The following is a 12,942-nucleotide window of genomic DNA, read 5'->3' as shown; positions in this document are numbered from 1 at the left end:
CCGTCCTGGGGCGGCTCAGGAGCCGCGCTTGTCCCGCTGGGCGACCCGCAGACCGCTCCGGATCAGGCGGAGCACCAGCTCACGCCCGGACACCGGGATCGCGCCGAGTGCGACCAGGTCGTCGTAGCGCGCCTGGGGCACGTCGTAGTGGTCGTGGTCGAACGCCCGGCGTGGCACACCGGCACGTGCTGCGAAGTCGTGGAGCTCCGCGTACGATAGGTCACTGACGAGGTGCGACCACACGGTTTCGTGGGCGGGCCACGTCGGTGGGTCGATCAACACGGACACGCGTCCATGCTAGGCGCGTGTCGCCGTTTGACCGGACCCATGCCCATCGAGTACGCTCGATCCCTGGTGTCAACGGGCCGTTCTGCCTGTGTCGCCGGCCACCGGTTCCGCTGGTGGTCGCGCAGGATCAGACACCCGAGACTTCCCTCAAGCAGAGTTACGTAAGGATTTCCACGTGGTTTACGCAGTAGTGCGCGCCGGCGGCCGTCAGGAGAAGGTCGAGGTCGGCACGATCCTCACCATCGATCGCAAGAAGGCCGATGACCAGGGCAACATCGAGCTCGCGCCCGTGCTCCTCGTGGACGGTGACACCATCACCTCCGCCGCGACCGACCTGGCGAAGGTGACCGTCACCGCCGAGGTGCTCGAGGACCTCCGCGGCAAGAAGGTCATCATCCAGAAGTTCAAGAACAAGACCGGTTACAAGAAGCGCCAGGGCTTCCGCGCGGACCTCACGCGCGTCAAGGTCACCAAGATCGCGTAAGGCGGGAGCAGACAATGGCACACAAGAAGGGTGCGAGTTCCACTCGCAACGGTCGCGACTCGAACGCACAGCGCCTCGGCGTGAAGCGCTTCGGTGGCGAGGTCGTCAACGCCGGTGAGATCATCGTCCGCCAGCGTGGGACGCACTTCCACCCGGGCGCGAACGTCGGCCGCGGTGGCGACGACACGCTGTTCGCCCTGGCCGCCGGCTCGGTCGAGTTCGGCACCAAGGGTGGCCGCAAGGTCATCAACATCGTCGACGCCGTGAGCGTCTGACGACACAGTTCTCTGGATGAGGGGCGGGCCGTGTGCCTGCCCCTCATTCGTGTTTCGACGGCCTCGGCCGTCACTGGCGGCTCCGGTCGCCTCTGGTCTACGGAGAGTGAACAACCGATGGCGACGTTCGTCGACGACGTGATCCTGCACCTCAGCGCGGGGAACGGCGGCAACGGCTGCGTGTCCGTTCGTCGCGAGAAGTTCAAGCCGCTGGCCGGTCCCGACGGTGGCGACGGGGGCGACGGTGGCGACATCGTGCTGGTCGCCGACCCGCAGGTCACGACGCTGCTCGGCTACCACCGCTCGCCGCACCGCTCCAGCCGCAACGGCCAGCCGGGCATGGGCGACATGCGCAGCGGCCTCAGCGGTGCCGTGCTCGAGCTCCCCGTCCCCGTCGGCACCGTGGTCTACGACGAGTCGGGCGAGGTGCTCGCGGACATGACCGAGCCGGGCATGCGCATCGTCGTGGCCCAGGGTGGTCAGGGCGGCCTCGGCAACGCCGCACTCGCCTCCACCAAGCGCAAGGCCCCCGGGTTCGCGCTCCTCGGCACCGACGGTGAGTCCAGCGACGTCCGGCTCGAGCTCAAGACGATCGCCGACGTCGCCCTCGTCGGGTACCCGAGCGCCGGCAAGTCCTCGCTCATCGCCGCGGTCTCCGCCGCGAAGCCGAAGATCGCGGACTACCCCTTCACCACCCTGACCCCGAACCTCGGCGTCGTCGAGTCCGGCGAGGTACGCTTCACCGTCGCCGACGTCCCCGGGCTCATCGAGGGCGCGTCGGAGGGCAAGGGCCTCGGCCTGGAGTTCCTCCGCCACGTCGAGCGGTGCGAGGTCCTGCTGCACGTCATCGACTGCGCCACGCTCGACCCGGGCCGCGACCCGATCAGCGACCTCGACGTCCTGCTCCGCGAGCTCGAGCGCTACCCGGTCCCCGAGGGCCAGCTGCCGCTGCTCGAGCGCCCGCAGCTCATCGCGCTCAACAAGATCGACGTCCCGGACGCCGCCGAGCTGGCCGCGTTCGTGACCCCGGAGCTCGAGGCCCGCGGCTACCGCGTCTTCCCGATCTCCACCGCGTCGCACCAGGGCCTCCGCGAGCTGAGCTTCGCGCTCGGCGGCATCGTCGAGCAGGCCCGGCTCGTCAAGGCGTCCGAGCCGGTCCCGGAGCGCATCGTCATCCGCCCGAAGGCCGTCGACGCCAAGGGCGGCTTCACCGTCCGTGCCGAGGGCGGCGAGGAGCACCGCTTCTACCGCGTCCGCGGGACGAAGCCGGAGCGCTGGGTGCAGCAGACCGACTTCACGAACGAAGAGGCCATCGGCTACCTCGCCGACCGGCTCGCCAAGCTCGGCGTCGAGGACGGCCTGTTCAAGGCCGGGGCCGTCGCGGGCTCGACCGTCGTCATCGGCGGCGACGGCGGCATGATCTTCGACTGGGAGCCGACCCTCACCTCGACCGCGGAGCTCATCACGAGCGCCCGCGGCACCGACGCGCGGCTCGACCAGACCGGGCGGCAGACGAGCAACGAGCGTCGTCAGAACTACTACGAGCGGATGGACGCCAAGGCCGCCGCCCGTGCCGAGCTCGAGCAGGAACGGAAGTCCGGCATGTGGGCCGACGACGAGGACGAGCAGGGCTGACCACCGCATGACCGACACGACCTCCCTCGGCCCCGTGCGCCGGCGCGCTGACGTCCCGCGTGCCCGGCGGATCGTGGTCAAGGTCGGGTCGTCGTCGGTCTCCGGCGACGCGGCCGGTCAGATCGGGTCGCTCGTCGACGCCCTCGCCGCCGCGTACGGCCGGGGGACCGAGGTCGTCCTGGTGTCGTCCGGCGCGATCGCGACGGGCTTCCCGTTCCTCGGGCTCGAGGGCCGACCGGACGACCTCGCCACCCAGCAGGCAGCGGCGGCCACCGGGCAGAACGTCCTGATGTTCCGGTACCAGCAGCAGCTCGACCGGCACGGCATCGTCGCTGCCCAGATCCTGCTGACGGCCGGGGACCTGCAGAACCCGACGCACCGCGTCAACGCGCAGCGGGCTATCGACCGGCTGCTCGCACTGCGGGTGCTGCCGATCGTCAACGAGAACGACACCGTCGCCACGCACGAGATCCGCTTCGGCGACAACGACCGGCTCGCTGCGCTGGTGGCCCGGCTCCTCGGTGCCGACGCGCTCGTGCTGCTCTCCGACGTCGAGGCCCTGTACACGAAGCCGCCCGAGCAGCCCGGGGCCGAACGCATCGACGAGGTCCCGTTCGGGGACGAGCTCGCCGGGGTCACGTTCGGGTCCGTCGGCGCGGCCGGGGTCGGCACCGGGGGAGCGGGCACGAAGGTCGCGGCGGCACGCCTCGCGGCCGAGGCCGGCACAGCCGTGCTCGTGACCGCGACGTCCCTGGTGGACCGGGCCCTGGCGGGGGAGCACGTCGGCACCTGGTTCCACGCGGCGCCGCGGGGCTGATCCCGCGTCACGCGGGTGGTGCCGGTCGCTGGCTGCCGCCGTCACGCGGGTGGTGCCGGTCCTACAATCGACGCATGTCGCTGACCGCCCCCGCTCCGACCCTCACCGACAAGCTGGTGGCGGCGCGCGCCGCGGCCGGCACCCTGGCGACGGCCACCACCGCCGTCAAGGACGCCGCGCTCCTGGCCGTCGCCCGCGCGGTGCGTGCAGCCACGGACGACATCGTCGCGGCGAACCACCTCGACCTCGTCGCGGGTGAGGACGGCGGACTCGCCGGGGGACTCCTCGACCGGCTCCGACTCGACCCCGGCCGGATCGACGCGCTCGCGGCGGCGGTCGAGCACGTCGTCGGACTCACCGACCCCGTCGGGCAGTCCGTCCGCGGCTCGGTGCTGCCGAACGGCCTGCAGCTCAGCCAGGTCCGCGTGCCCTTCGGCGTCGTCGGCGCGATCTACGAGGCCCGTCCGAACGTCACGGTCGACATCGCAAGCCTGGCGCTCAAGAGCGGCAACGCCGTCGTCCTGCGCGGGGGATCGGCAGCGGAGCGCACGAACGCGGTGCTCGTCGGGGTGCTGCAGGACGCGGTCGAGTCCGTCGGGCTCCCGCGTGCCCTCGTCCAGACGATCGACGAGTTCGGCCGGGCGGGGGCGACCGAGCTCATGCGCGCCAGGGGGCTCGTCGACGTGCTCATCCCGCGGGGCAGCGCATCGCTCATCCAGACGGTCGTCACCGAGTCCCAGGTGCCGGTGATCGAGACCGGTGCGGGGGTCGTGCACGTCTTCCTCGATGAATCGGCACCGCTGGCTCGGTCCGTCGACATCGTCCTCAACAGCAAGGTCCAGCGGCCGAGCGTCTGCAACGCGCTCGAGACCCTGCTCGTGCACCAGGCCGCCGCCGAACGGCTGCTGCCGACGCTGGCCGACCGGCTCCGCGCGGCCGGGGTCACCCTGCGCGGTGACGATGCGACCCGGGCGATCGTGCCCGGCGTGCTCCGGGCGACCGACGTCGACTGGGCGACCGAGTCGATGGACCTCGACCTGTCGATCCGGGTGGTGCCGGACGTCGACGCCGCGATGGCACACATCGCGCAGTGGTCGACGCACCACACCGAGTCGATCGTGACGAACGACGTCGACACCGCCGAGCGCTTCCTGCAGGCCGTCGACTCCGCCGTGGTGATGGTCAACGCGTCGACGCGGTTCACCGACGGCGGCGAGTTCGGCTTCGGTGCCGAGGTCGGCATCTCGACGCAGAAGCTCCACGCCCGGGGGCCGATGGGGCTGCCGGAGCTCACCAGCACGAAGTGGGTCGTGCGCGGACAGGGTCAGATCCGCGGCTAGACTGGCCCACAGCCTTCCTCGATCGATTCGGAGCACCGCACCATGACCCTCCTCGCTGAAGCCGCCGAGAACGCCTCGTCGGTCCCCGCGTTCATCTTCCCGGTCGTGGCTGCTGCGTTCTTCGCCTTCCTCGGTTTCGTCACGTGGTCGTTCCGTGACATCGCGTACCGCCACTCGAACAAGTTCGAGGCCACCCGCACCCACGAGACCGGTGTGGACGAGTACGGCCACACCAAGATCTGACGCGCCGCTCCATGCTCGAGAGCTCGGGGCGGCCCCGCATCGGTGTGATGGGCGGCACGTTCGACCCCATCCACCACGGCCACCTCGTCGCCGCATCGGAGGTCGCCAGGTCCTTCGACCTCGACGAAGTCGTCTTCGTCCCCACCGGACAGCCCTACATGAAGTCCGGTGTCACCGACGCGGAACACCGCTACCTGATGACGGTCATCGCGACCGCGTCGAACCCGATGTTCACCGTCAGCCGCGTGGACATCGACCGTCCCGGCCCGACGTACACGGTCGACACGCTCCGCGACCTCCACGAACAGCGGCCCGACGCCCAGCTCGTCTTCATCTCAGGTGCGGACGCCGTCCAGCAGATCGTCGACTGGAAGGACCATGATGGTCTGTGGGACCTGGCGCACTTCGTCGCCGTCACCCGTCCGGGCCACAACCTGAGCATCACCGGGCTCCCCGAGCGCGACGTCAGTCTGCTCGAGGTCCCGGCCCTGGCGATATCCTCGACCGACTGTCGTGACCGGGTCCGGCGCGGCAACCCCGTCTGGTACCTCGTGCCCGACGGTGTCGTCCAGTACATCACCAAGCACCACCTGTATCGGAGCGTTGCATGAGTCCGTCCGACGCGCAGCCGCCCCTGTCGCGGCGCCAGGCGCGCGAGCGAGAGCGCGCAGCCTCGGCCGGGGGCCAGCCCGTGACCCCGCCGCCGACCGTGGCCGCCCCCCAGCCCACCTCCGTCGACGGCGCACGTCGTCGTCCCGGTTCGCACGTCGCTCCGGCGGCCCCCGGTCCCGCGCAGTCCGCCGGGCCGGTCGTGCCGTCCGCACCGACGTCGTCCGCCGGCGTGCCGGACCAGCCCCCGGCCTCCGCAACGGAGATCGTGCCGGGGTCCGGCGGTCTCACCCGCCGACAGATCCGCCAGATGCGTGCCGCCGAGGGGCAGGCCACCGGTCCGGTGCCGCTGCGCAACCCGGCACCGCAGTCCTCGGACCGAACGGTGCAGGACGTCCTCGGCACGGTCGCCGAGCTGCAGGGCGACCAGGGCGGCACCACGCCGCCGACCGCGCCCGCCGGGTTCGCCGGCGCGACGCCGCCCGCATCGCCCACGGACGACGCTGCCGACGAGCAGTCCACGGACGCCCCGGCCCCCGCGCCGCTGCCGGACCCCGCGGCGGAGCCGTCGGACTGGCAGGAGCCCTCCGCCGAGACCACGCACCTCGACGAGGCCGCGGTCGAGCAGGCCACGTCTGCCGACGGGTCGCCCGACGCCCTCGAGCCCCTCGAAGAGGCCGCGGCACATGCCGAGGAACCGCGGCGCCACCGCTCGACCTGGGCACCGCAGTCCGGTGATGCGTCCTCCGACGAGGCCGTGTCCGGTGACGCTCCGTCCGGGGATGCCCGGAGCGACGCGAGCACCGACGGTGTCGCCGACCCCGACGGTCCCACGGAGCTGCCGGCCGGCGTCCTGACGGACACCACGGCTGCCCCGGATGCCGCTGCGGCGACGCCCGGGGTGTTCCCGCTGTCCCTCGACGACGACGACACGAACGAGGTGCCGGTCCAGAACGAGGACCGTCCGGCCTCGGCTGTCTCGTCGGCACCTGCACCGCAGTCGGCGCCGGGGGTGGCCTTCGTGCGACCGCCCGAGCCGAAGCCGATGACGACCACGTTCGCCACGCCCGTCGGTCACTGGTCAACGCAGGCGCACGACTCGAACGACACCGAGGTCCACGACGAGGCGACCGGCATCCGTCGAGTCGCTGAGACGGGCTCGAACGCGATCATCCTGCCGAACTCGGCGCTGGCGGACCCCACGGGTGCGCTCAACGCCACGGGCGAGGTCATCCTGACCGGCTCGATCGACCTGCCGGCGTCACTGTCCTCGACCGGTTCGCACCGGCCGATCGACGGCGCCGAGGTCGACCGCCTGCTCGAGCAGCACGACGAGCAGCCCGAGACGGACGCCAGCCCCGTGCGGGCGAGCCGTGCGGTGTCGAGCCACACGTCGACGCGGCAGGTGGTCCTCGCGGCCGCCAAGCCGAAGGAGTCGCGCGTGCCGATGGTCCTCGGGATCACCGTCGGCGGTGTCTGCGTCGCCGCGGCCACCGTCATCATCGTGGCGCTGGTCTCGACGAACTTCTTCGGGTCCTGACGTCCGCGTCATCCCGCTCCTGTCGACCCCCACGGTCGACCACCCCGCGCCGCCGTCGGTGGCGTGGCTTATGATCGTGTCCCGTCCGGTGTCCTGCCGGATGACAACCGGAAGGACTCCGTGACCGCTTCCACCCGTGCTCTGGAACTCGTGCAGGTCGCCGCTGGCGCCGCCGACGCCAAGCAGGCCGAGGACCTCGTGGCCCTCGACGTGACCGGCCCGCTGCAGCTGACCGACGTGTTCCTCCTCGCCACCGGGCGCAACGAGCGCAACGTGATGGCCATCGCCGACGAGGTCGAAGACCGCATGCTGCAGGCCGGCGCCAAGACGCTCCGCCGCGAAGGCCGGAGCGAGGGCCGCTGGGTCCTCATCGACTTCGGTGACATCGTCGTGCACGTCTTCCACGAGGAAGACCGCCAGTACTACTCGCTCGAGCGCCTCTGGTCGGACTGCCCGACCATCACGCTCGACGTCGTCGCCGCGAACGCCTCAGCGGAGACCACCGCCGACGCCTGACACCGACGCGCCCGGGGTGCTGCCGCGATTTCGCTCCCCGGGTCGGCCATGGTGTACGCTTCACTGGTGCCTCGGGGGAACCCGGGAAACGAAATGGGTCTGTGGCGCAGCTGGTAGCGCACCTGCATGGCATGCAGGGGGTCAGGGGTTCGAGTCCCCTCAGATCCACCCACGAAGCCCCGCTCTCCACACGGCGAGCGGGGCTTCACTCGTTCCGGCCGCTGCGGGCTCCGGGCAGATGCCGCCCGTTCGCTACGCTGAGCGCATGAGCAACGACGCCCCCCGCTCCGGCACGCAGCTGTCCATCGCCGCCGCCGGGTACACCGCCGAGATCGCCACCGTCGGAGCCACGCTCCGCGTACTCCGGCAGGGGGACCGCGACCTCGTCGTCCCGTTCGCGGCGGACGAGGTCCGCCCGGTCTTCCGCGGCGCCGTCCTCGCCCCGTGGCCGAACCGCGTCGTCGACGGCCGGTACTCCTTCGACGGGCAGGACCACGAGCTCGCCCTCACCGAACCGAAGCGCTCCCACGCCCTGCACGGCCTGGTCGCGTGGACGGACTTCGCCGTCGAGGAGCACGAAGCCGACCGCGTCACCCTGACGACGACCGTCCAGGCACAGGAGGGCTACCCCTTCCGCGTCGTCGTGCACGTGGAGTACCGCCTCGACGCCGAGGGCCTGCACACCACCGTCACCGGCACGAACACCGGTGACCGCCCGGCACCCTGGGGCACCGGCCCGCACCCGTACCTCTCCGCGGGCGCGGGGAGCGTCGACGACTGGACGCTGACGCTGCCGGCCGCCGAGGTGCTCGAGGTCACCGAGGACCGGCTCGTGCCCACAGAGCTCGTCCCCGTGCACGACGAGTTCGACCTCCGCACGGCGACGCCCATCGGGCCGCGGTTCATCGACCACGCCTTCACCGGCTTCGACCGTGACGCCGACGGCATCGCCGCGATCACCGTCACCGCCGCCGACGGACACGGTGTCCGCGTGACCTTCGGTACCGAGTGCGGGTGGGCCCAGGTGCACACGGCCGACCACGTCGTGCCGGAGTACCACCGCTCGGGCCTCGCGGTCGAGCCGATGACGTGCGCGCCCGACGCGTTCAACGCGGGCGAGGACCGCGGCCTCGTCGTGCTCGCCCCGGGCGCAGCGCACGCGGCCACATGGACGATCGCGGCCGTCTGAGCCCGAGGATCGCGTCCCGTCGCCTCGACGGGGTCGACCTCGCGTCCATCGTCCGATCGGAGGACGGCGACCTCGTCTGGTTCGACTCCGCCCTGCCGGACGATGCGCCCGCGTCGGCGACCCCCCGCGCCAGGTGGTCCGTCGTCGCCCCGTGCGACGGCCCGTTCGCCGTCCGGTTCCGGCACGAGGCCCGCTCCGCCGTGATCGACGTCTCACCCGCGGCACGGTCGTGGTTCGGCATCGTCCGATCGGAGGACCGCCCCGCCTTCGTCGTCCTCGACGACCTGCTCGCGGCCACGCCGCACCTCGACGAACCTCTCGACGGCCTCGGGTTCGCGCTCGGCTGGGTCGGGTTCCTCGGCTACGAGCTCGGCCGCGAGTCCGGCGGTCCTGACCGCACCGCCGACGGCCACGCGGACGCGGACCTGCGGTTCGTCGACCGCGCCGTCGTCGTCCGGGACGACGGCGCGGCATGGGCGCTCGCCCTGGTGAGCGACGCCGAACCGGCGGCCAGCGCCGCCAACCGGGCATGGCTCGACTCGGTGACCACCCCGGTACCGGCGGCCGACGTCGTGGACGTGCCCCCGAGCCTCCCGGCCGGGTCGGCGGCGACCGGACGCGTGTCACGCGCCGCCTACGAGACCGCGGTCGACGCGTGCCGCGCCGAGATCCGCGAGGGGAACGCGTTCCAGGTCTGCCTCACCACCGCCTTCGGCCTGCCCACGGACGGACGGGAGGCCCGGCTCGGCGCCGGCACGGACCCGCAGCTCGACGAGTACCTGCGGATGCGCGCGGCCAACCCCGTCCCGTTCGGCGCGTACCTGCGGCTCGGACCGCTGCGGGTGGCGAGCCGGTCGCCGGAGCGGTTCCTGCGCATCGACGCGGACGGCGGGGTGCTCGCCGAGCCGATCAAGGGGACGCGACGGCGGCTCGAGGACCCCGAGGCGGACGCAGCGGTGCGCGACGAGCTGGCAGCGAGCGTGAAGGACCGCGCCGAGAACGTGATGATCGTCGACCTGCTGCGGAACGACCTGCTGCGGACGGCGCTGCCCGGGTCGGTGCATGTGGACCGACTGTGCGACGTCGAGACGTACGCGAGCGTGCACCAGATGGTGTCGACGATCGGAGCCGTGGTGCCGGCTGGGACCTCGCGGGCGGCGGTGGTCCGGGCGGCGTTCCCGCCAGGCTCCATGACCGGTGCGCCCAAGATCAGCGCGATGGCCATCTCCGACCGGTTGGAGGATGTGCCACGCGGGGTGTACTCGGGCGCGATCGGGTACTTCTCGGCGAGCGGGGCGGCGGATCTGTCGGTGGCCATCCGGACACTGGTGACGGTGGTCGCTGCCGACGGCGTGCGCTCGCGGACGCTCGGCGCCGGCGGAGCGGTGACGTGGTCCTCGGTCGCCGAGGACGAGGCGGACGAGGTCGAGACGAAGACGCGGTCGGTGCTCGGGAGTGTGGGGGCGGCCGTCTCCTGGTGACCTGATCGAACGGGTGTTCGACCCGGTGTCCGCGAATGTCGGACGCGATTGACATCATCGAACACATGTTCGAATATGAGGGCATGCAGACGGCGACGGCACTCCGGTCGCCCGGGGACCGCGCAGAGCGCCCCGGGCGTCGTGACGCTGCCGTCAGCGGTGTCGGTGCGGCCGACCACGTCCGGGACGCCCGCGCGGCGCTCGACCGGATCACGTCGCTGCGGTCGCGGGTCGACGACATGCAGTCGACCCGTGTGGACACGGCGGGGCTCCCCACGGCGGCGGCGTTGGAGCCCCTGCTGCCCGGGGGCGCCATCCGGGTCGGCGGGACCTACGCGGTGCCCGAGTCCGTGCTGCTCGCGATGACCATGCTGCAGGCGGCCTCTGCGGCGGGGGCGTGGTGTGCGGTCGTCGGGGTGCCGTCCTTCGGGATCGAGGCCGCGGCGGCCGCCGGGATCGACCTGGAACGGCTCGTGCTCGTGCCCGACCCGGGCGACCAGTGGCTCGCCGTGACCGCGGCGATGGCCGACGTCGCGCAGATCGTCCTGACCCGCCCGCTCGGACGGGTCGTGCCCGGTGACGTCGCACGGCTGTCCGCCCGGCTGCGGCAGCGTGGGGGCGCGCTCGTCGCCCTCGGGTCGTGGCCAGGAGCCGACGTCACGCTGCGGGTGACCTCGTCCACGTGGTCGGGGATCGGACAGGGGCACGGCCACCTGACGGAGCGTCGGGCCACGGTGACGGCGACCGGTCGTGCCGGGGCGGTGCGGCCGCTCAGCGCCGAACTGCTGCTACCGGCAGCGGACGGCGTGGTCCGCACCGCGGTGCCGGTGCCGGTGGCGCTGCCCGGGGGCGGCGAGCACGGTGTGCGCGGCGACCTGCGGCCGGTGGCGGTGGCGTCGTGATCGGGCAGCAGCGTGTCCGCGTCGACGCGATCATCCGCGGTGGCGGGGCCCTGCCCGAGCCCCCGCCCACCAGGACCATCGTGCTCTGGTGCCCGGACTGGCCCGTCATCGCCGCTGCCCGGGCCGCCGGTGCGCCGCCGGAGCAGCCCTTCGCGGTGGTGTCGAAGGGCCTGGTGTACGCGAGTTCGGCGTCCGCCCGGCAGCACGGTGTCGTCCGGGGGCTCCGGCTGCGGGAGGCCCAGGCGCGCTGCACGGACCTCGTCGTGCAGCCCTACGACGACGGGCTCGACCACCGTGCGTTCGAGCCCGTCATCCGTGCCGTGGAGGCAGCGGTGCCCGGGGTCGAGGTCCTGCGCCCCGGCACGTTGGCCCTGCGCTCCCGAGGACCGTCGCGCTACTACGGCGGTGAACGCGCCGCAGCGGCCACGCTCGCCGGCATCGCCGCCGACCACGGTGCGCCCGGGGTCCGTGCGGGCGTGGCGGACACCCCGTTCGCGGCGGAGCAGGCGGCCAGGGCCCGTCCGGTCCGGCCGGGGGAGCGGGTGCGCATCGTGCCCGTCGACGGCTCGTCCGACTTCCTGGCGCCGCTGCCGCTCGGGGTTCTGGGCGACGCCGACCTGGCGGCCGTGCTCGACCGCCTCGGCATCACCACGCTCGGGGCGTTCGCCGCGCTGCGTGACGAACAGGTGCGCGACCGGTTCGGGCTCGCCGGGGCGTTCCTGCACCGGCTGGCGGGTGGCCGCGACCCGCGTGAGATCTCCGCGCGCGAGATCCCGCCGGAGCTCCGGACCGAGGCCTCCTTCGAACCGGCGCTCGACCGCGCCGACCAGATCGCGTTCGCCTTCCGCCGGTCGGCCGACGACTTCGCCGAACGGCTCCGCGCCGCCGGGCTGGTCGCGACGACCATCCGCGTGGGGATCCTCGACGAGCGGGACGTCCTGCTCGAGCGCACGTGGACGCACCCCCGTTGGTTCGACGCTGCCGACGTGGTCGACCGGGTGCGCTGGCAGCTCGCCGGCGGGGTCGACCCCACCGGGCTCGAGGCCCCGGTCACGTCGGTGGTCCTCGAGCCGGTCGCCGTCGACGACATGGCGAACCACGAGCGCGGGCTGTGGGGGTCGGGGCCGGACGAGCGGGTCCACCACGGGCTCGCCCGCGTGCAGGGCATGGTCGGGCACGACGGCGTGGTGACCCCGCGCATCGGCGGTGGCCGCACCCTGTCCGAGCGGATGGTGCTCGTGCCGTGGGGTGACGCCCCACCCGCCGACCTCGGTGCCGTGCGGGACCGTCCCTGGCCCGGCAAGCTCCCCGGGCCGCCTCCCGCCACCGTGCTCGAGCGTCCCCGACCCGTGGACGTCGTCACGGTCGACGGCGGCAGCGTGGACGTCGACGACCGCGGTGTGCTCTCGGGGACGCCCAGCCGGTTCCGGGCCGAGGGCGACCGTGGCGGTGGCTTCGGCGCGGTGACCGCGTGGGCCGGTCCCTGGCCGCTCGTCGTGCGCTGGTGGGACGCCGGCGGTCGGCGCCTGCACCGGTTGCAGCTCGTCGACGCCGAAGGACGGGCCTGGTACCTGGTCCTCGCCGACCACCGCTGGTGGGCAGAGGCGGTCGCCACGTGAACAG

At 72.7% G+C, this 12,942-nt stretch carries 14 protein-coding genes and 1 tRNA gene; 14 read left to right on the top strand and 1 reads right to left on the bottom strand.

Annotated features, from left to right (window positions below; all coding sequences use genetic code 11):
• Window positions 1-15 precede the first annotated feature (15 nt).
• On the bottom strand, window positions 16-288 hold the full coding sequence (locus BIU98_RS07525) for a DUF4031 domain-containing protein (RefSeq protein ID WP_071274208.1): 273 nt from the start codon (window positions 286-288) through the stop codon (window positions 16-18).
• A gap of 175 nt (window positions 289-463) precedes the next feature.
• Between BIU98_RS07525 and rplU the strand changes: the two genes are divergently transcribed.
• The 14 genes from rplU to BIU98_RS07455 all read left to right on the top strand — a co-directional run bounded on the left by rplU (window position 464) and on the right by BIU98_RS07455 (window position 12,938).
• A complete protein-coding gene (gene rplU, locus BIU98_RS07520; RefSeq protein ID WP_071274205.1) occupies window positions 464-772 on the top strand; it encodes a 50S ribosomal protein L21 in 309 nt (102 codons plus the stop codon).
• Window positions 773-786: 14 nt separating this feature from the next.
• Window positions 787-1,047, top strand: a complete 261-nt coding sequence (gene rpmA / locus BIU98_RS07515) for a 50S ribosomal protein L27 (RefSeq protein WP_071274202.1) — start codon at window positions 787-789, stop codon at window positions 1,045-1,047.
• Window positions 1,048-1,164: 117 nt separating this feature from the next.
• Window positions 1,165-2,682 (top strand): GTPase ObgE, encoded by a 1,518-nt coding sequence (gene obgE, locus BIU98_RS07510; RefSeq protein ID WP_071274199.1) that lies wholly within the window; start codon window positions 1,165-1,167, stop codon window positions 2,680-2,682.
• A 7-nt stretch (window positions 2,683-2,689) separates the two neighbouring features.
• A complete protein-coding gene (proB, locus tag BIU98_RS07505) occupies window positions 2,690-3,499 on the top strand; it encodes a glutamate 5-kinase (RefSeq protein WP_071274196.1) in 810 nt (269 codons plus the stop codon).
• Window positions 3,500-3,573: 74 nt separating this feature from the next.
• Window positions 3,574-4,839, top strand: a complete 1,266-nt coding sequence (locus tag BIU98_RS07500; protein WP_071274193.1) for a glutamate-5-semialdehyde dehydrogenase — start codon at window positions 3,574-3,576, stop codon at window positions 4,837-4,839.
• Window positions 4,840-4,881: 42 nt separating this feature from the next.
• On the top strand, window positions 4,882-5,082 hold the full coding sequence (locus tag BIU98_RS07495; protein ID WP_071274190.1) for a hypothetical protein: 201 nt from the start codon (window positions 4,882-4,884) through the stop codon (window positions 5,080-5,082).
• Window positions 5,083-5,093: 11 nt separating this feature from the next.
• Complete coding sequence (nadD, locus tag BIU98_RS07490) at window positions 5,094-5,693, top strand: nicotinate-nucleotide adenylyltransferase (RefSeq protein WP_083393075.1); 600 nt, start codon at window positions 5,094-5,096, stop codon at window positions 5,691-5,693.
• Complete coding sequence (locus tag BIU98_RS07485) at window positions 5,690-7,231, top strand: hypothetical protein (protein ID WP_071274187.1); 1,542 nt, start codon at window positions 5,690-5,692, stop codon at window positions 7,229-7,231. Before nadD ends, BIU98_RS07485 begins: the two co-directional genes overlap by 4 nt.
• 120 nt (window positions 7,232-7,351) lie before the next feature.
• On the top strand, window positions 7,352-7,747 hold the full coding sequence (gene rsfS / locus BIU98_RS07480) for a ribosome silencing factor (protein ID WP_071274184.1): 396 nt from the start codon (window positions 7,352-7,354) through the stop codon (window positions 7,745-7,747).
• Between the two features lie 95 nt (window positions 7,748-7,842).
• Window positions 7,843-7,915: transfer RNA gene (locus BIU98_RS07475), tRNA-Ala, on the top strand.
• Window positions 7,916-8,012: 97 nt separating this feature from the next.
• Window positions 8,013-8,936 carry an aldose 1-epimerase family protein gene (locus BIU98_RS07470; protein WP_071274181.1) on the top strand — a complete coding sequence of 308 codons (924 nt, stop codon included), beginning with the start codon at window positions 8,013-8,015 and terminating at the stop codon, window positions 8,934-8,936.
• On the top strand, window positions 8,915-10,417 hold the full coding sequence (locus BIU98_RS07465; RefSeq protein ID WP_071274178.1) for an anthranilate synthase component I family protein: 1,503 nt from the start codon (window positions 8,915-8,917) through the stop codon (window positions 10,415-10,417). The genes BIU98_RS07470 and BIU98_RS07465 overlap by 22 nt, the downstream gene beginning before the upstream one ends.
• A gap of 65 nt (window positions 10,418-10,482) precedes the next feature.
• Window positions 10,483-11,319 (top strand): hypothetical protein, encoded by an 837-nt coding sequence (locus BIU98_RS07460; protein ID WP_175481311.1) that lies wholly within the window; start codon window positions 10,483-10,485, stop codon window positions 11,317-11,319.
• Window positions 11,316-12,938 (top strand): DNA polymerase Y family protein, encoded by a 1,623-nt coding sequence (locus tag BIU98_RS07455; protein ID WP_083393073.1) that lies wholly within the window; start codon window positions 11,316-11,318, stop codon window positions 12,936-12,938. Before BIU98_RS07460 ends, BIU98_RS07455 begins: the two co-directional genes overlap by 4 nt.
• Window positions 12,939-12,942: the final 4 nt, after the last annotated feature.

This window comes from Curtobacterium sp. MMLR14_010, from assembly GCF_001865015.1.
Taxonomy (GTDB): domain Bacteria; phylum Actinomycetota; class Actinomycetes; order Actinomycetales; family Microbacteriaceae; genus Curtobacterium.
Note: the sequence above shows the minus strand (reverse complement) of the source record. Positions and strands in the feature narration are given on the sequence as shown.